This is a genomic window from Promicromonospora sp. NPDC050249 (assembly GCF_040656015.1).
GTDB lineage: Bacteria > Actinomycetota > Actinomycetes > Actinomycetales > Cellulomonadaceae > Promicromonospora.
On the sequence record NZ_JBFAKY010000021.1, the window covers coordinates 85,575 to 106,863 of the forward strand.

Below are 21,289 nucleotides of genomic sequence, written 5' to 3' on the forward strand. Positions count from 1 at the left end.
GCCGTCTCCGCTGCGGTGTCCGTTCGCAGTCCTTTTTCCTGCGCTCGACCCCCAGGAGTTCCCCATGGCTACGTTCCTGCCCTCCCGCCCTTCTCGTCCGCTGCTCGGCGTCCGGCGTCCGCGCCGTACCGTCGACGTGGTGCCCGACGTCGCCCCGCGCCCCGTCGCGCCCGCCCCCCGCTCGTCGGTGGTCGCCGCTGCGATCTACGACGACGGCATCCGCACCGCCGGCTACGACAACCTCGCGGAGACGTTCAGCGCACTCCGCTCCCGGCCCGGCGGCATGGCCTGGATCGGGCTGGAGCGGCCGGACGAGGCCGAGCTGACGTCGCTGGCGCGTGAGTTCGACCTGCACCCCCTCGCCATCGAGGACGCGATCCAGGCGCACCAGCGCCCCAAGATCGAGCGTTACGGCGACACCCTGTTCGTGGTGCTGCGCGCCGCCCGCTACCTGGACGACGCCGAGGAGGTCGAGTTCGGCGAGCTGCACGTCTTCGTCGGCCCCGACTTCGTGGTGACCGTGCGGCACGGCGCCTCGCCGGACCTGGCAGCCGTACGGAGCCGCCTGGAGTCGGACCGCGAGATGCTCTCGCGGGGGCCCGAGGCCGTCCTGTACGCGATCCTCGACAGCGTCGTGGACGGGTACGCGCCCGTCGTCGCGGGGCTGGACCACGACATCGACGAGATCGAGTCCGACGTCTGGGGCGGCGCCCCGGACGTGTCGCGGCGCATCTACGAGCTGTCCCGCGAGGTCATCGACTTCCAGCGGGCGGTACGGCCGGAGCAGGCGCTGTGCGCCTCGCTCGCCAAGGGTGCCGACAAGTACGGCGTGGACCCTGAGCTGCAGGCCTACCTGCGCGACGTCGCGGACCACCTCACCGAGGCCGCCGACCGCATCGAGGTCTTCCGGGCCGCGCTGCGCGACATCCTGACGGTCGCGGCGACGCTGGTCGCGCAGCGGCAGAACGAGGAGATGAAGCACCTGTCGGAGGTCAGCATCCGGCAGGGCGAGGAGGTCAAGAAGATCTCGGGCTGGGCGGCCATCCTGTTCGCCCCGACGCTCGTCGGCACGGTCTACGGCATGAACTTCGAGGTCATGCCGGAGCTCGACTGGGCGTACGGCTACCCGGTCGCCCTCGTGGCGATGCTGGCCGTGAGCGTCGGCCTGTTCGGCGTCTTCCGCTGGAAGCGCTGGATCTAGAGCGTCAGGCTCGCGGCCGCCGGGGGTACCGGCTCAGGTTCTACCCGTTCCGCCTGAGCCTGCGGTGCCGCTCCGGCTCAGGCGGGGACGCGCTCCCGGGCGCCGACCGCGCGCAGCACGAACGACTCCGCGGCGCGGATGGTGCGTTCGCGGGCGAGGGGCTCGTCGGGAATGAGGCGGCCGGACAGGCAGGCGTTGACGAGATGGACCGTCGGCTCGATGTCCTGGGGCGGGAACGTGCCCGCTTCGATCCCGGCCGTGAGGATCCGGCGGAGGATCGCCTCGACGATGTCGGCGTGCTCGCGCAGGCGCTGCTGCGTGGCGCGCGACAGCACCGTCCGGAGGTCCGGGCCGGGGGCGAGGTGGAAGACGCGGGTGAGCTGAGCCTGCTGGCGGATGTAGGTGCGCAGCTGTTCCACGGGGTCGTCCACGCCGTCGAGCGCGCGCTCCAGCGTGTGGGCGTACTGCTCCGTCTCGTGGGTGATGAACCCGAGGAGCAGCGCTTCCTTGTCGTGGAAGTGGTTGTAGACAGCGGTCCGGCCGACGTGCGCCGCTGCGGCGATGTCGGCCAGGGTGATGGTGTCGAACCCGCGCTCCGCCATGAGCGTGGACAGAGCGGTGAAGAGCTTGTGCCTGGTCATCTGCCGGTGCTCGTGCAGGCTCTTCCCGATGATCTTGGGCATGCTGACATCATATGCCCGCGTCGTCAGGTAACTGGAACCCAGGATCGTCGTACGGACCCGTCCGGAGCGGCAGCAGAGAGGGGCTTCGTGGTGACGATGGTGCTAAGCCGTCGTACATCGTCCTTTCGGAGGCCGAGGACGGAATTTCCATGCTCTTGTACTGAGACTCAGTCGCCAGTGAATATCCAAAGGCATACATGTCGGACGCTGCCCAAATAAACCGCACCCGCTGTCACGAACGTGTTTCCTCTCTGTAACATGCCTGCATCATCGCGGAAAGTGACCAGCAGTAAAGTGCGCGCATGACATTTCTGGCGGGTGTGATTCCAGGGGAACACGCCTCGGGTCACATTCTGATCCTGCCCAGTACGAACGGCCCCGTCACCGTCAGCGAGCTTGCTGCCGCGTGGTTCTCCGACATCGAGTGGCTCCGAGAACCGACCCGCGCCTCAGGTTCTCGACGGATGGCCGGTGCCCGGTTCCGCGGCATGGCGCAGCCGGACGCGCTGGTGCCTGGTGTCATGCGTCTGGGCGAAGGGCACGTGGCGACCGGCCCGTTCGAGGTCGGCGAGGCACACCTCGCCGAGCTCAACATCTCCGCGACGAAGGCCGAGGCGTACTCGGTGGCCCGCGCGGACGGCCTGCGGGACGTCCGCGGCGCGGCTCCGACGTCGTACGGCGACCGGGACGGCATCGCCCGCGCCTTCCCGCACGCCCTGCCGCAGGGTGAGGAGCTGCGCATCGTGCAGTGGATGGTCGCGGCCGCCCGCAAGTCCGCCGGCGGAGTGCTCGTGGACGGTCGGCAGCCGCTGGTCCCGGACCCTGCCGCCTCGGTCAACGTGGCGCTCTACGCGGCACACGTCCTCCTTCCGGGCGACGTGCTGCCGATGCTGCGCTCGCTCATCGCCACCGCCGACGTCTCCGCCGAGCAGGTCACACCGGACGGGTCGCCGCGCTACACGCTTGCCGGCAGCACCGCGTACGACGGCGCGCTCGTCGTCGACGTGGAACGTGTCGACCGGGTGCCGCGTGCGCTCGGTGCGCTGGACTGGCGCAGCTACGGGCCGTTCGCCTACCGCCTGAGCTGGGCCCCCGCCGACCCCTACGAGCTCGAGCTCGAGCAGGCGTCCGGACTGCACGTCATCGCCCGGGCCCGCATGCGTGCCTCCCTCGCCCGGCTCGCGGTGGCGCTCCAGAGCAGGATCGGGGGGATCCTCGTGGACGAGGGCGGCTTCATCACCGCGTCGGAGGAGCTGGACGCGCGCAGCGACCCGACAGCAGGCGGCGCCCCGGGTTCGCGTGCCTGGGTTTGATCGCCCTTTAGTTATCCACAGATCTTGTCCACAGCCCTGTGGGCGGTGCGGGAAATCCGCGCCTGTTCCTGTGGACAGAACTGTGGGTAAAGACGGGGTGAAAATTACAACGGTGGAGCAGTTGCCGCCCGTGCGACACGCGGATAGAAACGTGGCAATGGTTCGACGATTCGGGTGCAGATTCGGTGCGCTGCAGCAGTACCGACCGGCCCGGGCATCGAACACATGGTTGACCGGAGAACGACAGGACGTCCCGTACCGCGGTGCGGGCTGTGGATGACGCCACAGGTCCTGAACGGGGCCGGAAGACCGCCCGCGTCCGAACGTCCGTGGAGAACAGGCCCGGTGACCCGGGTCTGACGGGTGGTTCGGGGCCGTGACGTCGACACGGCGCCCTGGTCCTCACTGAGGGTGGACCACGGGTGCGCGGTTGCGCCAGGGCCCCCGGCCTGCCCCGGGGGCCCTGGCCGTGTCCCGGGACGGGAGGTCCAGGACGGAGGGCCGCGGTCTAGGCTCGGCGCATGAGCAACCTCGAGACCCGGCCTGCCGAACAGGTCTGCGCGGCGGGCGAGCAGGGCGACGGCATCGAGCTCCTCAGCCCGCGCGACGTCCCGCTGGGCGGCCCGCGGGCGATGAACGTGCGGCGCACCATCCCGCAGCGCGCCCGGTCCCTCGTGGGGGCGTGGTGCTTCAGCGATCACTACGGCCCCGACGACGTCTCGGTCGGCGAGGGCATGCAGGTCCCGCCGCACCCGCACACCGGCCTCCAGACGGTGAGCTGGCTCTTCGAGGGCGAGATCCTGCACCGCGACTCCGTGGGCTCGCTGCAGGCGGTCCGTCCGGGCGAGCTCAACCTGATGACGGCGGGGGTGGGCATCTCGCACTCGGAGGAGTCGCCCGAGGGGCGTCCGCCCCTCCTGCACGGTGTGCAGCTGTGGACGGCGCTCCCCGGATCGGCCCTCGGCATCGACCCGCACTTCGAGCACCACGGTGACCTCCCGGTCGCGCGGCACGACGGCGCCGTCGTGCAGGTGTTCATCGGGAGGCTGGCGGTGGCCGGCGAGCAGCTGGACTCGCCCGCGACGACGTACACGCCGCTCGTGGGAGCGCAGATCGACCTGGAGCCGGGCGCGGAGCTCCGGCTCGACGTCGACCCTGGCCACGAGCACGCCCTGCTGGTGGACAGCGGCGACGTGACCTTCGAGGGCTGCGCGGTGCCGCCGGCCGGCCTCGGCTACGCGGCGCCCGGGCGGTCCACCCTCGTGGTGCGCGCCGCCGCCGGCGCACCCGCGCGAGCGGTGCTGATCGGCGGTCTGCCCTTCGCCGAGGACGTCATCATGTGGTGGAACTTCATGGGCCGCACGCACGAGGACATCGCGCGGGCCCGCGACGACTGGATGGCGCTGGTCGCCGAGCTGGATCCCTCGGGACCGGACGGTGGACCGACCGGTTATGCCGCGGGTGCCACCGGACGCCGGTTCGGCCAGGTCCAGGGCTACGCGAGCGGGCCGCTGCGGGCACCGGCGCTACCGGACCTGCGGCTCAAGCCGAGGGCGCGACCCGGCCAGGGCTGACGGAGCGCAGCAGCGGGGGGTGCAGCACAGCGGCCGCCGGGTCCACGCCGGACGCAAGCCGGTAGAGCTCCGCCGGCCGCCCGGGGCCGCCCCCGCCGAGGCGGCCGGTCGGCTCCAGGAAGCCCGGCGTGCCGGTCGCCTTGCGGTGGAAGTTGCGCGCGTCCACCTGCGTGCCCCAGACCGCCTCGTAGACTCCGCGCAGCTCCGCGACCGTGAACTCGGGCGGGCAGAACGCTGCGGCGAGGGGTGAGTACTCGATCTTCGCCCGGGCGCGCTCGACGCCGTCGGCCAGGATCTGGTCGTGGTCGAAGGCGAGCGGTTTGCCCTCCTCGATCACCGGGACCCAGCGCGCCTCGGCCGCGTCGCCACCGGCCGCCGGGAGCCCGAAGGCGGGGGCGAGCAGCAGGTAGGCCACGGACAGCACCGGCCCGCGAGGGTCTCGGCCGAGCGGGCCGTAGGTACGCAGCTGCTCCAGGTGCCACGGGCCCGCTCCGGCCGCCTGGGCCGGGACGGTCAGGCCTGTCTCCTCCTCGAGCTCACGCCCCGCGGCCTGTTCCAGGGTCTCGTCGGCCAGAACGAACCCGCCCGGCAGTGCGGCCTGCCCCCGGAACGGCTCCAGGAGCCGGTCGACGACGAGCACGTGCAGCGCTCCGGCACGCACGGTGAGCGCCACGACGTCGACCGTCACGGGGAAGGAGCCCGCCGTGTCGGGTACGTCGGTGCGAGCGGGTGATGTTCGGGCCATGCATCGACCGTACATTCTCGTCACCTTGACGAAAAGCCGAGGGGCCGGTTATCGTCAATTTGACGATAACCCGATGAGAGGTCGACGATGGCAACGATCAAGCGCTACCCCTGGGTCCGCCAGTTCCTGGGCTCACCGAGCGACTACGTGGTTCACCTCAGCAAGGGCCAGGTACGGCACCAGGGTGTGGGACAGGCCTTCTGGTTCCGCCCCGACACGTCGGTGCTCAGCGAGGTGCCCGCCACCGACCAGGAGCTCCCGGTCCTCTTCCACGCGGTCACTCGTGACCAGCAGGACGTGAGCGTGCAGGCGAACGTCACCTACCGGTTCGGTGACCCCGTCCTCGCCTCCCAGCGGCTGGACTTCGGCATCTTCCCCGTCCACGGCGCGGGCCAGGAGGCGAGCGGTCGCCAGCAGGTGGGTGCCATCGTGGGCCAGCTCGCCCAGAGCCTTACCGTCGACCTGATCGCCACGCTGGACCTCGCCGACGCGCTCGCATCCGGCATCGGACGGGTCCGGACGGCGCTCGGCGGGCTCGGCGACGACGCACGCCTGGTCGCGACCGGCATCGAGGTGCTGGGTGTGCGCGTGCTGGCGGTCCGGCCGGAGGGCGACGTGGAGAAGGCGTTGCGCACGCCCGTGCGCGAGCGGCTCCAGTCCGAGGCTGACCGCGCCACCTACGAGCGGCGCGCCGTCGCCGTCGAACGGGAGCGCAAGATCGCCGAGAACGAGCTCGCGAGCCAGATCGAGCTCGCCTCCCGGCGCGAGCAGCTCGTCGCCCAGGAGGGCGCGAACAAGCGCAGGGAGGCCGAGGAGGCCGCGGCGGCCGCCCTGGTGTCGGCCAGGTCCGAAGCCGAGCGGCGCGAGATCGCGGCGGCTGCTCAGGCGGCCTCCTTGCGGCAGCTCGGCGAGGCCGAGGCGGCCAAGGAGGCTGCGCTCATGAAGATCTACGCGAACGTCGGGCGCGACGTGCTCGCGGCGCTCGCCCTGCGCGACGCCGCGGCCCACCTGCCGAACGTGGGCTCGCTGACCGTCACGCCGGATCTGGTGAGCGGGCTGCTGGGTGCGCTGACCGCACCTGCGGCCGGTGCACCGGCGTCGGATGGCGTACCGGCCGCGGAGCGCTGAGGTGGGTCTGCGCACCCGGGCGGTGCTGGTGCACCGCCGCACCGAGCTCGACGAGCTGCTCGACCGGCACGCCACACGTGGCCAGGCGGAGTTCTTCCTCCGCACCCGCGGCCGCACCCTGGCGGATGTCGAGGCCCGGCACGAGGCCGCGGCGTCGGCCCGCCGGGCGGTCGCGGCGAGCGTGCCGTCCGACTGGGCTCTCGCGGAGGTGGAGCGCGCCGACCTGGACCGTTTCCTCTTCGCGCCGGAGGACGTCGTGCTGGTGGTGGGCCAGGACGGCCTGGTCGCCAACGCGGCCAAGTACCTGGACCGGCAGCTCGTGATCGGCGTGAACCCGGAGCCGGAGGCCATCCTCGGCGTCCTGGTACGGCACGACGTCGACGGGGTCGCGGACATCATCGCCGGCCTGGCGGACCCGCAGGGCAGGGCCGGGGATCCGCCGCCCGTCGTGCGGTGCGACGAGCTCACGATGGCGCGCGCACGGCTCGACGACGGCCAGGAGCTGCGCGCAGTCAACGAGCTGTTCCTGGGGCACGTGAGCCATCAGTCGGCGCGCTACGTGCTGGCCGTCGGTGGGGGCGCGGAGCGGCAGTCGTCGTCGGGCCTGATCGTGAGCACGGGCACCGGCGCGACCGGGTGGTCCGCCTCGATCGCGCACGATCGTGGCGGACGACGGCTGCCCGCACCCACCGAGCAGGCGCTGGCCTGGTTCGTCCGGGAGGCCTGGCCGTCGCCCGCGACCGGCGTCACGATGACGGAGGGCACGCTCGGGGAGGACGGCGAGCTCGTGGTCACCGTCCAGTCCGACCGGCTCGTCGTGTTCGGGGACGGGATGGAGAGCGACCGGCTCGAGGTGTCGTGGGGACAGGAGGTCCGGATCGGGGTCGCGGAGCGACGGCTCCGGCTCGTGTGAGACCGGGGCGCTCGGCGCCGCCGTGGCTGACCGGCCGCGGCGGCCCGAGCGCCTCAGCCGTCGATGTCGTACCGGAGCATGAACTCACCGGCGTCGAGCACCACGTAGCTGACCTCGACCGGCGTGCCGTCCTCGGTGAACGCGGTGCGCGTGACCGACAGCACCGGCGTGCCGGGCTCGATCCGCAGCTCCTCGATCTCCTCGATGGTCGGCATCCGGCCCACGACGTCCTCGCGGAACCGCACCGGCGCGTGCCCTGCCTCGGTGAGGCGTGCGTGGGTTCCGCCCGGCCCGACCTCCTGGGCAGCGATAGGCGTTCTGGCAGCTATCGACGCGGGCAGGTACGACGTCGCGAACAGCACGGGCTTGCGCTCGCGCAGGTGCAGCCGCTCGCGCACGGTCACCTTGTCGCCGTCGGCGAGCCCGAGCGTCGCCCGCACCTTCTCGGGCGCTTCTGCCTCCGCGGTGACGGCGAGCGTGCGGACGGTGAGCCCGGCGCCGGTCTCGTCGATCTCGGCGGTGACCGTGGAGCTGCCGTCGGCCTTGCCGCCGGTGGTGTCCCGCACGATCGGCTCGAAGGCGCGGACGAAGACGCCGGAGCCGTGCCGGGTCACGGTCAGCCCCTCGTCCTTGAGCATCGACAGGCCGTGGCGCGCGGTCATGCGCGCCACGCCGTAGTTCGACATGAGCGCTGCTTCGCTCGGAAGGCGATCGCCCGGTTTGTAGGTCCCGGAGCGGATCGCGGCACGAAGATCCTTGGCGATGCTTGCGGCAGTCACACGTCCCTCTCTAGACACGGAACCCACCTAACCCGCAGCCAGTGCGTATACGCAACTTTTCCGCGTAGCGGTTGCGGTGCCCAGTTCGCGCCCAATAGGCTGTCTATGCGCCTAGAGGTAGGCGCGGAGAGGTGGGAAAGATGGCGACGAAAGCGGGCAGCCTGGCCGATTCTGCGGCCGGTGCGGCGGACCTGCTGGCGGAAGTGGGCGACGCGCGGATCAAGTGGGTAGAGGTGTTTCGCGACCATCTGGTCGTGCACCCGGCACGGCTGGCCGAGGGGGCGGAGATCGCGGCCCAGCTCGGGATCACCGTCGCCACCGACTACCCGGCCACCAAGCCGGGCTTCACCGTGTGGACGGGCCGTTGGAACGGCATGGAGATGTTCGTCTACGCCGAGCTGCGAGGGACCGCGCGGTCGATCCGGGCGTGGCCGACGTGACGGGCGGCTCCTGCGACGCGGACCCGGGCGCCGACCACTGCCCGACGCCGGGGGCGCACCTCGCGGAGCTCGTCGGGGTCACCGCGCTGATCGCGCACATCTTCGACATCCACACCCTGGACGTCCGGGCGGGCGTCGACCACCTCGATCTCGAGGACGACGTGGTGGGCGTGCTGACCGTCGACGTCGTCGCCGCACGGGTGCCCGACGCCGTACGGCTCGCGAAGATGCTCCACCTGGCCGAGCGCCACGGGCATCACGAGAGCCAGGGCCCGCAGGTGTGGCGGTGCTGGAGCGGCTGGGTCCCGGCCGCCGAACGCGGGCTGGCGGTCTCGCTGCACCTGACCGCGCCGGTGCGGGGCTGAGTCCAGCCCCCAAGAACGGGCACCGCAGGCCCGACGGTGGGTCCGGCCTGCGGTGCTCCTGCACGGAGCGGGTGAACCGGCGAAGCTCTTCGGCCCGGCGTTGTCCCGCGTTCACCCCGACCGGGCAGGCTGGGGCGATGAGGTCTCGCCCATCGCCGTCGGCGCAGCGTCGCCGAGAACGTTCCGGTATGAGCTCGGCAGCCCGGCTCCCTGTGGCCTGGCTCCCGACCGTCGTCCTGGTCGCCGGCCTGATGACGGCCTGCGCGGGGGCGCCGTCCGATCCGCCGGGCACGCTGCCTGCCATGCCGGACGGTGTGACGGTCCCGGAGGAGTACGCCTTCGGCGACGACACCGCCGCCCGGGACCTGCGCGCGACGGACCCGGTCTACTACGCGCTCGCCGAGCAGGTCGACAGGGACCGTCTGCGCACCCTCCCGCTGGTCCTGGAGACCGCGGTGGACGTGGCGGACGTGCGGGTCGCCTACGACGACGAGCTCGCGGGCGCCCGCGGGTGGGACGCGCTACCTCTGCAGCCGGGGGACGACGCGTGGGCGCAGGGCTGGCTGAGCCCCGACGGGGAGGACGCGTTCGCTCTGGTCGGCCTCGAACCCGCGCCGGGCGAGACGCACGTGTCCCTGACCGTCCTGACGACGCTGCCGGACGAGTCGTCCGGCTGAGCGGGTCAGCTCGGGTCCGGCGGGATCCGGTAGACGGAGACGTGTGAGCGCGACTCGGCGGTGAACTCAGCGCCGTCCCAGTCCGCGTGCCTGCTCTCCAGCTCGAATCCGGCCAGCTGGGCCATGAGGTCGAGCTCGGCGGGCCAGACGTAACGGTGTGGGCTGCGGAACAGCTCTGCCTGCTTGGTGTCGTCGAACCGGAAGTGATGGGACACGACGTGCTGGCGCAGCACGTCGTAGGTGTCGAGCGCGATGTAGCCGGGCTCGGACCGAAAGACGGTAGCCGTCGGGCCAGGGGGCAGCCTGCGCAGGTCGGGCACCCAGAGCTCCACCACGAAGCGGCCACCGGGAGCGAGGTGCCGCGCGGCGTTGCGGAAGCACTCGACCTGCTCGGCCTGCGTGAGCGGCAAGGAGATCGCGTTGTAGACGACGTAGACGAGGGTGTACTCGCCCGGGGCCGTCGTCGTCACCATGTCACCGATGACCACGGGGATCGTCGCCTCGTCGACCTTGGTGCGCAGCTGTTCCACCATGTGCGGTGACAGTTCGATGCCGGTGACCGGGACTCCTCGCGCGGCGAGCGGAACGGCCACCCGGCCAGTTCCGATGGCGAGCTCGAGTGCCGGTCCGCCCGCCGCCAGCCGCGCAAGCCGTGCCACCGTCGGGCCCAGGACCTCGGGTGCGAACATGTCGGTTCCGGGCGTGTCGTAGTGCTGGGCGACCTCTGCGTCCCAGACATCCTCTTGCCTCATCCGGCAACAGTCGCCGCTGACCGCAGGCCTGTCCAGGTGATACCTGCTCAGCCTGGGATCCTCGGGAAACAACTCCGCCCCAGGTCAGGAAACATCCTCTGGCCTGGGGCGGAACCTGTGGAGCGGGTGACGGGAATCGAACCCGCGCTATCAGCTTGGGAAGCTGAAGTTCTACCATTGAACTACACCCGCATCGTCCGGTTCTGCCCGGGTATCTGCTGTTTCAGAATCCCGCTAGGGTTCCGCAACAGCGCCCGTGAACCTGGCGCGCGACCTGATCATACCCAACCTCGCCCGGATGCCCGAACCGGATTCGGAGCGAGTGTCGCCGAGCAGCCGGAGCAGTCGTGAGCGAGCATCCCAGCGAGAAGCCCACCGAGCCGATCTACCAGGAGACGAAGCGGTTGCCCCCGCGTCCGCCGAGCAGGCCGACGCCCCCTCCGCCACCGCCCGGTGCGACGCGCGCCATGAAGGCGCCGAAGACCCCTGCGGGCCCTGTCAGATCGCCGTCGGGCGCGGCCCCGGCGAACTATCAGCAGCAGTACGACTACGACCGGCCCACGCCGCCCGCTGAGCACGTACCGGGACGCAAGTCCCGCATCACCGCGGGCCTGCTCGGGATCCTGCTCGGCGTGGTGGGGGCGCACCGGTTCTACCTCGGGTACAAGGGCCTTGGCTGGATCATGCTGCTCATCACCGCGGTATCGCTGGGGAACGCGTGGTTCGTGCCGGCGATCTGGGGTGGCATCGAAGGAATCCTCTACCTCGTGATGCGGAAGGGCTACTGGTCGGTGGACGCGAAGCACAAGCCTCTGCAGTGGTGACGGGGGCCCAGTACCGTGTCGGGGTGCTCCTCTCCGACCGTGACATCCGTGCCGAGCTCGAGGCCGACCGTGTGGTCCTCGACCCGTACGACCCGTCGATGCTGCAGCCGTCGAGCATCGACGTGCGCCTCGACAAGTACTTCCGGCTCTTCGACAACCACAAGTACCCGTTCATCGACCCCGCGACCGACCAGCCGGAGCTGACCCGCCTGGTGGAGGCGGACAACGACGAGGCGTTCGTGCTGCACCCGGGTGAGTTCGTCCTCGGCAGCACCTACGAGGCGGTCACCCTGCCCGACGACGTCGCCGCCCGCCTCGAGGGCAAGTCCTCCCTGGGGCGGCTCGGCCTGCTGACCCACTCGACCGCCGGATTCATCGACCCAGGGTTCAGCGGGCACGTGACACTGGAGCTCAGCAACGTAGCGACGCTGCCGATCAAGCTGTGGCCCGGCATGAAGATCGGGCAGATGTGCTTCTTCCGGCTGTCGTCGGCGTCGGAGCACCCGTACGGATCGGATCTGTACGGCTCCCGCTACCAGGGTCAACGCGGCCCGACGGCGTCCCGCTCCTCGAAGAACTTCCACCGCACCGAGGTCTGACCGCCGGGGCCGGGCACCGCCGCCGAGGGCGCGCGCCGAGCGGTAGGCTCCCGGGTGCCCGGCGCGGACCGGGCACCCACCCGGACGTCAGAAGGGACCCCGATGGCCGCTCCCCAGCTTCCGCTCCTGCCGCGCACGGTTGCGCAGGCGCACCAGGCACGGCACGTGCTGACAGTGCCTGGCGACGTGGAGCTGGACGAGATCGAGGTCCTCGCCCTCTCTCGCTTCTCCGCCACCCGCTGGGACGTGGTGCCCGCGGGCATCCTCCCCGGCAACGTGGCGGGTGCACCGCAGGTGCGTCGCGCACAGGGCAAGGAGGTCGGCGTGCTGCGGGTCTCGCGGCACGCGGTGATGAACGGCCCGTACCAGCCCGTGGGTGAGGGTTTCGATCTCGGCGTCCCGCCGGGGGCCGAGATGGCCTTCGACATCGTCTGCCACCGGGAGCGCGGCGAGGTGCCGTTCCCGGCGGGCGACCGCGACGGCATCGGACGGGCCTTCGCGGCCGGTATGCCGGAGCGCGAGGAGCGCCGCCTGGTCGAGTGGCTCGTCTCGGTCGCGCGGCGGCTGGGCGGCTCCCTGCGCCTGGACGTGGGCGGCCTCTGGGACGCCCCCGGTGGCCCGACGGCGAAGCCCGGCGCCGGCGTGGTGCTCACCCCCGACGCCGGCGCGGCCATCGACATGACGGTCTACTCCGACGTCTGGCTCGACCCGCAGGCCGCGCTCACAATCCTGCAGAAGGTGCACCCGCGCGCCCGCCTCCACATGGAGGGCAAGGAGTGGGGTGGCCCGCCCCGGGGCATCGCCGACAAGCCGCTCTACCCCGGCGACCCCCTGGACCCCGAGCTGCGCAAGAGGCTGCACGCGGCCGCCGACGACTACGACATCAAGGCCCTCACGGGTCCGCGGGTCCTCGACGGGTACGGGCTGATCGTGGACCTCGACGTCGACGGGATCGTCGCGGTGGAGATCTCCGGCGAGGAGAAGCTGCCGCGCCTGCTGCGCGGCCTGCCGTGGGCCGAGCAGGGCGCCGTGCGCTACTGGGTGCACTGGGAGCCGCAGGACCTCGTCGAGTCGCAGCGCGAGTTCCCGTCCATGGAGCTACGAGTCGCGCGGAAGCGCGCGGCGGAGCTGGTTGCCCGGCTCGCCGGCGCCGTCCACGCCGCCGCGGGAGGCGAGATCGCCGACGAGGATGGCTTTCTGGTAGACCCCTCCGACCTCTGAGTGCCCGCCCTTGACCCGCCCTGCCGGTCCCACTAGGAGACCGGCAGGGCGAACGCGTCAGGACCGGCGAGTCAGAGGTACTGGCCGGGCGTCCGGCGCTCGCCGCCGGGCTCCTCGTCCTGCGCGCCGGGCATGCCAGGGCCGCCGGGGCCGAACGCCCCCGAGCCGGGCGGCAGCGCACGGCGCATCTGCGAGAGCTGCGCCTGGGCCGCCATCTGCTGCGCGACGAGCGCCGTCTGGATGCCGTGGAACAGGCCCTCGAGCCACCCCACCAGCTGCGCCTGCGCCACCCGGAGCTCGGCGTCGGACGGCGCGGAGTCGTCCGAGAACGGCAGCGTGATGCGGTGCAGCTCGTCGACGAGGTCAGGGGACAGGCCGTCCTCGAGCTCACGGATCGAGCGCTCGTGGATCTCGGCAAGGCGGGTCCTGGCGGCTTCGTCCAGCGGTGCGTCGCGGACCTCGTCGAGCAGCCGCTTGACCATGCCGCCGATGCGCATGACCTTTGCCGGTTCCTCGACCTGACCGACGACGGCCTCTGCCTCGTCGATCGCGTCCTCTGCGGCGCCCTCTGGCTTGCGTCCCGGCGGCACCGCGGCGCCGTCGGGCGTCACCACCTGGGCGTGCACGGTGGGCGCTTCTTCGCGACGGTCGTCGCGCAGTTCGTCTGTCTGGGGGATGGCTCGCTCGTCGGTCATGAGTCCAGTCTTGCCCGGATTGCCTGTCGTCCGCATGGCAGCATCTTGGCGCGGCCGAAATTGTCGACCATGCCTATATATAGGCACGCGATGATCAGGGCACCAGGAGAACCTTGCCGAACGCCTCCCCTGACTCCAGCAGGTCGTGCGCGGACTGCGCCTCCGCGAACGGGATGCGGGCATGCACCACCGGCCGTACGCGCCCGTCCGCTACCAGCGGCCAGACGTGTTGTTCGGTATCGGCGACGATGCGCGCCTTCTCGTCCGCGGGACGGGACCTGAGCAGCGTTCCGGTGACCGTCCCGCGCCGGGCCAGGAGGTCGCTGAGGTCGAGCTCGCCCCGGCGCCCCTTTTGCATGCCGATGACCACCAGGCGCCCGCCCCTGGCCAGTGCCCGGACGTTGTCGCCGAGCGCGCCGCCGCCGAGCAGGTCGAGCACCACGTCGGCACCGCGGTCGTCGGTCGCCCGCCGGATCTCGTCGGCGAAGTCCTGCTCCCGATGATCGATGACCAGGTCCGCCCCGAGCTCGGCGCAGCGGGCGGCGCGCTCCGGCCCGCCCGCCGTCGCGGCCACGTGTGCGCCGAGCGCCCGGGCGACCTGGATCGCGAGGCTGCCGATGCCGCCCGAACCGCCGTGGACGAGTACCCACTCCCCGGCGCGCAGCCGTCCGACGTCGACGAGGTTGTTCCAGACCGTGCACGCCGCCTCGGGAAGTGCCGCCGCATCGACCAGGTCGACGCCGTCGGGCACCGGGAGCACCTGCGACTCGCGGACCGCGACTTCCTCGGCATAACCGCCGCCCTCGAGCAGCGCAACCACACGGTCACCGGCGCGCCATCGCGACACGCCGGGGCCGACACGCTTCACAATTCCCGATATCTCAAGACCCGGCCAGTCGGGCGCACCCGGCGGAGGGGGGTAGTATCCGGCGCGTTGGAGCAGGTCAGCACGGTTCACGCCGGCTGCAGCGACGGTGATCACCACGTCCCTTTGGCCAGCAATCGGGGGATTCAGGGATGAAAGGGAGAGTTTCCCTGATGGGCCCGGTCCAGATATCGTGACGGCTCGCACATCGATGAAGCCTACTTCCGTGTGGCCTCACGAAGGTCGCCAGCGGAAACCGGGTGCCGGTAACTTGTACGCAGCACCGAGGGATGCTCGGCGGGCAGACGCACGCCACCCCCTTCCGGATCAGTGATGGAGAGAGGTACGCATGTTCCGCAGGTTGGGAGTGCGCGGGAAAGTTCTTGCGACACTGGTCACGCCTGCCATCGTCCTGGTCATCGCAGCGGCGTACATCATCGGCCTGTCTGTGGTCGACGCGATGCGCGCGCAGCAGACGAGCGATCTCGTCGCCGCGCTGGAGTACCAGGACGCGGCAGGCACGACTTTCGCGCAGGAACGGTCGCTCAACATCGTGGCGATGATCGACAACGGTGACTCGGGTGCCCAGGCCAGTCGCGCTCTGCTCCAAGGGACGCCGGAGCTCGACGACAACGGCAAGCCGGTCATCAAGGACGGCGCCCCTGTCTGGGCGGCTCCAGCTGCTCAGGCGCAGACGATCACGGCACTCGACGAGCGCGACGAGGCGCTGCTCGACATCGACATCTCGATGCTGGACCAGCGCGTCAAGACGGCCGTCGCAGAGACCATCGAGGACCGCGCTGCCATCACCGACGTGCAGAAGAAGGTCGCCGCCGGCCGGCTCACCGAGCAAGCGGCGACCGAGGCGTACGGCGGCTACATCGACGGCGCCCTCGAGGTGATGGACGCCATCGCGGACACGTCGGAGGACCGCCAGCTGGGTACCCGGCTCGAGGCGTACCACTCGATGGACCAGCTCATGCTCACGAACACCTACGAGCGCCCTGTCGTCGCCCTGACGCTCGGGATCTTCAACGAGCACCCGCAGGGCGAGGAGGCCTCCCGGTCCCTGGCGCTGCGCGCGGCGGACCTGGTGAACCTGGGTGACCGCGAGTGGGACGAGACGCAGGACCTCTACGACCGCATCCCCGGTGACTACCAGGTCCCCGGCATGGACGGCATCTACGGCACCGTCCGTGACCAGGTGGCGCGCGGTGACCTCGCGTCCATCCAGGCGGCACAGGGCGAGGCGTTCCGCGAGGAGTCGGCCAAGTGGGTCGACGAGGCGCGCATCGTCCGTGACGCCGTCCGCGAGGACGCGTCGGCCTTCGCGCAGGAGCGGGCCGACGTCGCCGCGAACCGCGCGTACCTCACCGGCGGTATCGCGATCGCGGCCCTCGGCTTCTCGATCATCACGGCGCTCGTCATCGCCCGCCGCCTGGTCTCCCCGCTGCGCCGCCTCACCCAGGCCGCCGGCGTCGTCCGTGACCGCCTGCCCACCCTGGTGGAGCAGGTCTCGGTGCCGGGCCAGGGCCCGAGCATCGACCTGGACCCGATCACCGTCGAGTCGTCGGACGAGATCGGCCAGCTGGCCGCCGCGTTCAACGACGTCAACCGGACCACCATCGACGTGGCCCGCGAACAGGCAGCCCTCCGTGGCTCGATCGCCGAGATGTTCGTCAACGTCGCCCGCCGCGACCAGGTGCTCCTGAACCGGCAGCTCGCGTTCCTCGACGACCTCGAGCGTTCCGAGGAGGACCCCTCGACGCTGTCGAACCTGTTCCGCCTCGACCACCTCGCGACCCGGATGCGCCGCAACGCGGAGTCCCTCCTGGTGCTCGCGGGCATCGACTCGGGTCGTCGCGTCCGCCAGCCCATGCCGGTCTCCGACGTCATCCGTACGGCGTCCTCCGAGATCGAGCTGTACGACCGGGTGCGCCTGAACCTCGTCGTCGACCCGATGATGCTGGGCCACAACGCGCTGAACGCGGCGCACCTGCTGGCCGAGCTCCTCGAGAACGCGACGATGTTCTCCGAGCCGCACACCCCGGTCGAGGTCACCACCGCGCGTGACGAGCAGTTCGTCACCGTCGTGGTCCGCGACCACGGCCTCGGGATGAACCCCGGCGAGGTCGCCGAGGCCAACCGCAAGGTTCTCAGCCACGCCGCGTCGGACGCCGTCGGCGCCCAGCGCCTCGGCCTCTACGTGGTCGGTCGTCTGTCCGACCGGCTCGGCGCCCAGGTCGAGTTCGGCGTGGGCGAGGGCGGCACCGGTACCGAGGTGACGGTCCGCTTCCCTGCGGTGCTGTTCATGCCGGACAACGCCATGCCGCTGCCGATGCCCACGGACCCGCTGGAGGCCAACACGCAGGCGGCCGCCTCGCAGTTCAACGGCGGCCTGGCCACCGGCCCGGGCACCGGTGCGATGCGCGGTGCGCCCGCCAACGGCTTCGGCTCGTCCATCTCGGCGGCGTCGCCTGCCACGACCTCGCTCCCGCAGCAGGGCGGCCTGCCGGTCCCGACCGGCACGTCGCAGATCGCCGCTGCCGCCTTCGCGGCGCAGCCGGCGCCCGTCGCGCAGCCGGTCGACCTCAACGCCCTGACGGACGGCACGACGGCGCTCGGCCTGGCCCGCCGTCGTAGCTCGACCGCGGCGCAGCCGATGGCGGAGACGACGCCGACCGGCTCGATAGTCCTGCCCGAGATCCAGACGCCGTCGCTCCCGCAGGAGTACCAGGGTGACGACAACGCGTGGGCACCGCCGTCGAACGTGTCCGAGGGCAGCTCGCTCCCGAGCCGTCAGCGTGCGCCGCAGCCGGAGGAGCCGGTCGCGCCTGTCGCACCGGTCTTCGAGGAGACCACGCCGGTCGCGGTGGACGTCGACCAGCGCAGCGCGCTCTTCTCGAGCTTCCGCTCGCTGAACACGATCGATCCGGTCGACGCCGGTGGGCCGCAGTCGCTGCAGCTCGACCCGGTGACGCAGGACCCGGCCGCGCTGCCGGGGATGTCCGACACCGACGTCATGCGGTTCCCGGCCGCCGGAGGCGCTCAGGCGCCTGCCGCACCGGCACCGGCCCGGAGCTTCGGTGGACCGCCGGCGGGCTTCGGTGGCTCGTTCCAGGGCGAGGACGAGCAGTCGCACGGCTTCGGCGCGGATGCCCAGCAGGGTCCGGACTCGTCCTTCGAGGCGCTGCCCGCGTTCGAGGAGCTCATGGCGGACCTCCCGAGCCGCCGTTCGTCCGGCTCGGGCAGCCAGCAGGGTGCCAAGCCGGCCCAGCAGAAGCGCGGCCTGTTCGGTCGCAGGCCGGGCCAGCCGGCCACCGGGGAGCTGCGTGCCTACCAGCCGCAGGAGCGACCGGCATCGCGTCCGATCCAGACCGTGAGCAGCCCTGCGGCGGACGTGCCGGCGTTCGGTGCGTCGAACGTGGAGACGCAGAGCTTCCAGGCGCAGAACCTGCCACCACAGAACCTGCAGGGGCAGAGCCTGCCGCCGCAGAACTTCCAGGATCTGCAGATGCCGCAGGACTTCCAGGCGCCGTACGTACCGCAGGGCGTTCCAGCCCCGCAGGCGGCGGGTCCGATGACCGGGGCCTTCCCGGTGCAGGCCCCTGCCCCTGCGCAGCCGCAGCAGCCCCTGGCGGACCCGACCTACCAGCGGGGATACCAGGAGGGCTACCAGCGGGCGGTCCAGGAGTCGCTCACGTCGGCGATGCCTGCCCTGCCGAGCGCTCCGGCGGGTGGCACGGTTCCGATGCCCACCCAGGCGCATGCGACCGTTCCGGCTCCGGCCCACGGCAGCAACCCGTTCGTCGACGCGGCGCCGCGTGCAGCGGCACCTGCGCCGGCCCCGGCGCCGGAGCGGGCACCCACCTCGTTCGACTCGGGCCCGGCCACCCAGGCCGTGCCGATGGCGGCCGTGCAGCAGTCCTTCGAGGCCCCGGTTCGCGAGCCGATCCGCGAGTTCAGCGAGCCGTACCCGACCGGTGCCGTGTACGACCCGACGTACGGTTCGCCTGCGCCGCTCGCCAAGCGGGCCGCCGGCACGGACGGCGACGGCAAGGACCCGCTCGACCCGGAGTACGTGCGGGACTCGGTGGAGGCACGGTCGGAGTGGACGGCTTCGGCGGTCCTCTACGAGGAGATGACCAGCCTCCTTCGCCGGGGGGCCTTCCAGGAAGATGATGTGAAGGAGAACGACTCGTACCGTCCGGCAGCTGTCAGCACCGAAGTTGCCAACGGCGGTCTGACTCGCCGCACTCGGGGTGCCTCCGGCACCGGGGCGGATCCCACTGTCGAGCGCCTCTCGGCTCGGATCGACCGCGATCCCGAGCAGCTTCGCTCACGTCTCTCGGCATTCCAGTCGGCCACCGCCCGTGGTCGCTCGGAGTCCGTCGAAGAGGGCGAAACCGAGAACGCGAACGGCAAGAAGGCCGATGGGGACTCGACGTGGGCACCCTCGACCGTGAATCATGTCCCTGACTCAGCGCCGCAGTCGCGGTGACAAGCAAGCGCGTCTGTGGATTCTGACTAGGAGGAACAGAGAGTGACCCTCAGCACCGAAGCAACGAATTTCGGGTGGCTGCTCGACAACTTCGTGCGTACGGTTCCTGGCAGCCGGCACACGCTGGTCGTGTCGGCGGACGGCCTGCTCATGGCGATGTCCGACCAGCTGGACCGGACGAGCGGTGACCAGCTCGCGGCAATCGTTTCGGGTATGTCAAGCCTTACGCGTGGAGCATCTCGTCAGCTCAACGGCGGTAATGTCCGTCAGGCAATCATCGAGATGGACAACGGCTTCCTTTTCCTGATGAATGTCTCGAACGGGTCAGTGCTCGGCGTGGTGGCGGAGGCTACGTGCGACATCGGTCTTATCGGCTACGAGATGGCTCTTCTGGTGTCCCGCACCGAAGCCACGCTCACGCCGCAGCTGATCTCGGAGATGCGTGGCAGCCTCCCGGTCGATGGGCAGACCCGAGCCGCCAGCGTGGGATGAGGACTCGACCATGACGTACGCACCTTTCGGTTCCCAGGGGCAGGGGGACGTCCGTGAGACGTCCACCGTGCGCCCCTACGCGGTCACCGGAGGCCGGGTACGGTCGGAGCTCTCCGACCTGCCGCTTGAGGCCCTCGTTGAGGTTTTGCCAGGCGCTGTCAGCAGTTTTGGGTTGCCACCCGAGAAACGCGCGATCCTCCAGCACGCCGCGCACACTTATGTGTCGATCGCCGAGCTCTCGGCCCTTCTGCGGCTACCCCTGGGTGTCGTCCGGATTCTCGTGGCGGACATGCAGGAGGAAGGGCACGTGACCGTACACACCTCGACACCGGTTAACGTCCACACAGGCCACGGCAGCTCGAACTCGGGCCTGTCGCTGAGCGTCTTGGAGAGTGTTCTGAATGGCATTTCCGCCCTCTGACGGCGGGGCCCGCAGCGGTCCCAACTGGGCCCCGGTGTCGGGTAACGCCGGCACTGCGACCGCTTCCGCCAGCACGCCTGCGCGCCAGAGCGTGCTGGGTGGTGGCGGCGGTGCTCCGGCGCCCACCGCACAGGCGTCCCGTCCGGCGCAGGCGCAGCCTGCTCCGCCGGTGATGCAGCAGGCTCCGGCCGGCAACGCCGGCGCGCAGACCGCTCCCGGTGCTCAGCCCGCGGCCGAGCGCACCGCGCCCACGGTCGTCAAGATCGTGGTCGCCGGTGGCTTCGCCGTCGGCAAGACGACGTTCATCGGCTCGATCTCCGACGTCGAGCCGCTGAACACCGAAGCAGCCATGACCGAGCACTCGGTCGGCGTCGACGACGCCGGTGGCGTCACCGACCGCAAGACCACCACCACGGTGGCCATGGACTTCGGCCGTGTCGAGCTCCCGGGCAACCTGTGGCTGTACCTGTTCGGCACCCCGGGCCAGGACCGCTTCCTCTTCATGTGGGACGACCTGGTGCGCGGCGCGATCGGTGCGGTCGTCCTGGTCGACACCGACCGCCTGGAGCAGTGCTTCCCGGCGATCGACTACTTCGAGTCGCGCAACATCCCGTTCGTCGTGGGCGTCAACTGCTTCGACGGCGTGGCCAAGCACCGGCTCGAGGACGTGCGTGAAGCGCTGCAGATCCCCTCGCACGTGCCGATGCTCTACACGGACGCACGTTCCCGTGCGGCGACCAAGCAGACGCTGATCGCGCTGGTCCAGCTCGCGATGCGTCAGCTCAGGTCCGGCGCTCAGGCGCAGGGCTGAGCAACTCTTCAGCATTCTGCGGACGGCGGGCCACCCGGTGGGCGGCCCGCCGTCGCTGTCTGGCTGGACGTTAGACTGTGTGGCCGCGCCGTTGCTTCCCGATGTTCTTGGGACGTGCGGCGCGAGGAGGGCTGACAGAGCGGCCTAATGTGACAGTCTTGAAAACTGTTGTGCGGCAACGCACCGGGGGTTCGAATCCCTCGCCCTCCGCTGAGGACCGCGAAGTAGAGCGCCTGTCCGGCTTCTGCACGGGTAACCCGAGCAGTAGCCGGACAGGCGCTCTACTTCGT

General features: G+C 70.9%; 21 protein-coding genes and 2 tRNA genes. 16 read left to right on the forward strand and 7 right to left on the reverse strand.

What is annotated here, in order from left to right; genetic code table 11:
• Positions 1–64: 64 nt before the first annotated feature.
• Complete coding sequence (locus AB0I32_RS17850; protein ID WP_116677252.1) at positions 65–1,201, forward strand: magnesium and cobalt transport protein CorA; 1,137 nt, start codon at positions 65–67, stop codon at positions 1,199–1,201.
• Between the two features lie 77 nt (positions 1,202–1,278).
• Here the strand turns inward: AB0I32_RS17850 and AB0I32_RS17855 are convergent, their stop codons facing one another.
• Positions 1,279–1,884, reverse strand: coding sequence for a TetR/AcrR family transcriptional regulator (locus AB0I32_RS17855; protein WP_357508350.1), 606 nt, complete (start codon positions 1,882–1,884; stop codon positions 1,279–1,281).
• A gap of 464 nt (positions 1,885–2,348) precedes the next feature.
• On the opposite strand from AB0I32_RS17855, the gene AB0I32_RS17860 reads away from it, so the two are divergent.
• Entirely contained in the window at positions 2,349–3,197 is an 849-nt protein-coding gene (locus AB0I32_RS17860) for a hypothetical protein (protein ID WP_357508352.1), read from the forward strand.
• Between the two features lie 521 nt (positions 3,198–3,718).
• Positions 3,719–4,771, forward strand: a complete 1,053-nt coding sequence (locus tag AB0I32_RS17865; protein WP_357508354.1) for a pirin family protein — start codon at positions 3,719–3,721, stop codon at positions 4,769–4,771.
• On the opposite strand, the gene AB0I32_RS17870 is transcribed toward AB0I32_RS17865, so the two are convergent.
• Positions 4,740–5,516 (reverse strand): NUDIX domain-containing protein, encoded by a 777-nt coding sequence (locus tag AB0I32_RS17870; RefSeq protein WP_357508356.1) that lies wholly within the window; start codon positions 5,514–5,516, stop codon positions 4,740–4,742. The genes AB0I32_RS17865 and AB0I32_RS17870 overlap by 32 nt on opposite strands.
• Positions 5,517–5,603: 87 nt before the next feature.
• On the opposite strand from AB0I32_RS17870, the gene AB0I32_RS17875 reads away from it, so the two are divergent.
• Together AB0I32_RS17875 and AB0I32_RS17880 are read left to right on the forward strand one after the other, a co-directional pair.
• A complete protein-coding gene (locus tag AB0I32_RS17875; RefSeq protein WP_357508358.1) occupies positions 5,604–6,644 on the forward strand; it encodes an SPFH domain-containing protein in 1,041 nt (346 codons plus the stop codon).
• Between the two features lie 7 nt (positions 6,645–6,651).
• Positions 6,652–7,557, forward strand: a complete 906-nt coding sequence (locus tag AB0I32_RS17880) for a hypothetical protein (RefSeq protein WP_357508400.1) — start codon at positions 6,652–6,654, stop codon at positions 7,555–7,557.
• A 53-nt stretch (positions 7,558–7,610) separates the two neighbouring features.
• On the opposite strand, the gene AB0I32_RS17885 is transcribed toward AB0I32_RS17880, so the two are convergent.
• Positions 7,611–8,336 (reverse strand): GntR family transcriptional regulator, encoded by a 726-nt coding sequence (locus AB0I32_RS17885; RefSeq protein ID WP_357508360.1) that lies wholly within the window; start codon positions 8,334–8,336, stop codon positions 7,611–7,613.
• A 140-nt stretch (positions 8,337–8,476) separates the two neighbouring features.
• Between AB0I32_RS17885 and AB0I32_RS17890 the strand changes: the two genes are divergently transcribed.
• The 3 genes from AB0I32_RS17890 (at position 8,477) to AB0I32_RS17900 (ending at position 9,818) form a co-directional block, all read left to right on the forward strand.
• Positions 8,477–8,776, forward strand: a complete 300-nt coding sequence (locus AB0I32_RS17890) for a hypothetical protein (protein WP_357508362.1) — start codon at positions 8,477–8,479, stop codon at positions 8,774–8,776.
• A complete protein-coding gene (locus tag AB0I32_RS17895) occupies positions 8,764–9,141 on the forward strand; it encodes a hypothetical protein (RefSeq protein ID WP_357508364.1) in 378 nt (125 codons plus the stop codon). The genes AB0I32_RS17890 and AB0I32_RS17895 overlap by 13 nt, the downstream gene beginning before the upstream one ends.
• 188 nt (positions 9,142–9,329) lie before the next feature.
• Positions 9,330–9,818 carry a hypothetical protein gene (locus AB0I32_RS17900; protein ID WP_357508366.1) on the forward strand — a complete coding sequence of 163 codons (489 nt, stop codon included), beginning with the start codon at positions 9,330–9,332 and terminating at the stop codon, positions 9,816–9,818.
• A 5-nt stretch (positions 9,819–9,823) separates the two neighbouring features.
• Here AB0I32_RS17900 and AB0I32_RS17905 read toward each other — a convergent pair whose 3' ends face one another.
• Positions 9,824–10,570 carry a class I SAM-dependent methyltransferase gene (locus tag AB0I32_RS17905; RefSeq protein WP_357508368.1) on the reverse strand — a complete coding sequence of 249 codons (747 nt, stop codon included), beginning with the start codon at positions 10,568–10,570 and terminating at the stop codon, positions 9,824–9,826.
• Between the two features lie 118 nt (positions 10,571–10,688).
• A tRNA-Gly gene (locus tag AB0I32_RS17910) sits at positions 10,689–10,762 on the reverse strand.
• A gap of 155 nt (positions 10,763–10,917) precedes the next feature.
• On the opposite strand from AB0I32_RS17910, the gene AB0I32_RS17915 reads away from it, so the two are divergent.
• The 3 genes from AB0I32_RS17915 to AB0I32_RS17925 all read left to right on the forward strand — a co-directional run bounded on the left by AB0I32_RS17915 (position 10,918) and on the right by AB0I32_RS17925 (position 13,214).
• Positions 10,918–11,394, forward strand: a complete 477-nt coding sequence (locus AB0I32_RS17915) for a TM2 domain-containing protein (RefSeq protein WP_357508370.1) — start codon at positions 10,918–10,920, stop codon at positions 11,392–11,394.
• A gap of 23 nt (positions 11,395–11,417) precedes the next feature.
• A complete protein-coding gene (gene dcd / locus AB0I32_RS17920) occupies positions 11,418–11,993 on the forward strand; it encodes a dCTP deaminase (RefSeq protein ID WP_357508372.1) in 576 nt (191 codons plus the stop codon).
• Between the two features lie 102 nt (positions 11,994–12,095).
• Positions 12,096–13,214: a hypothetical protein gene (locus AB0I32_RS17925; RefSeq protein WP_357508374.1), complete on the forward strand. Its 1,119-nt coding sequence runs from the start codon at positions 12,096–12,098 to the stop codon at positions 13,212–13,214.
• A 71-nt stretch (positions 13,215–13,285) separates the two neighbouring features.
• Here AB0I32_RS17925 and AB0I32_RS17930 read toward each other — a convergent pair whose 3' ends face one another.
• A complete protein-coding gene (locus AB0I32_RS17930; RefSeq protein ID WP_357508376.1) occupies positions 13,286–13,909 on the reverse strand; it encodes a bacterial proteasome activator family protein in 624 nt (207 codons plus the stop codon).
• Between the two features lie 94 nt (positions 13,910–14,003).
• Positions 14,004–14,981, reverse strand: a complete 978-nt coding sequence (locus AB0I32_RS17935) for an NAD(P)H-quinone oxidoreductase (protein ID WP_357508378.1) — start codon at positions 14,979–14,981, stop codon at positions 14,004–14,006.
• 142 nt (positions 14,982–15,123) lie between these two features.
• On the opposite strand from AB0I32_RS17935, the gene AB0I32_RS17940 reads away from it, so the two are divergent.
• From AB0I32_RS17940 to AB0I32_RS17960, 5 genes are all read left to right on the forward strand, one after another.
• Positions 15,124–19,275, forward strand: a complete 4,152-nt coding sequence (locus AB0I32_RS17940; protein WP_357508380.1) for an ATP-binding protein — start codon at positions 15,124–15,126, stop codon at positions 19,273–19,275.
• A gap of 42 nt (positions 19,276–19,317) precedes the next feature.
• Entirely contained in the window at positions 19,318–19,767 is a 450-nt protein-coding gene (locus AB0I32_RS17945; protein ID WP_020017525.1) for a roadblock/LC7 domain-containing protein, read from the forward strand.
• Positions 19,768–19,777: 10 nt separating this feature from the next.
• Positions 19,778–20,188 (forward strand): DUF742 domain-containing protein, encoded by a 411-nt coding sequence (locus AB0I32_RS17950; RefSeq protein ID WP_020017526.1) that lies wholly within the window; start codon positions 19,778–19,780, stop codon positions 20,186–20,188.
• Positions 20,189–20,279: 91 nt separating this feature from the next.
• On the forward strand, positions 20,280–20,999 hold the full coding sequence (locus tag AB0I32_RS17955) for an ATP/GTP-binding protein (protein ID WP_357449571.1): 720 nt from the start codon (positions 20,280–20,282) through the stop codon (positions 20,997–20,999).
• Between the two features lie 125 nt (positions 21,000–21,124).
• Positions 21,125–21,209, forward strand: a tRNA-Ser gene (locus AB0I32_RS17960).
• The last annotated feature ends 80 nt before the right edge of the window (positions 21,210–21,289 follow it).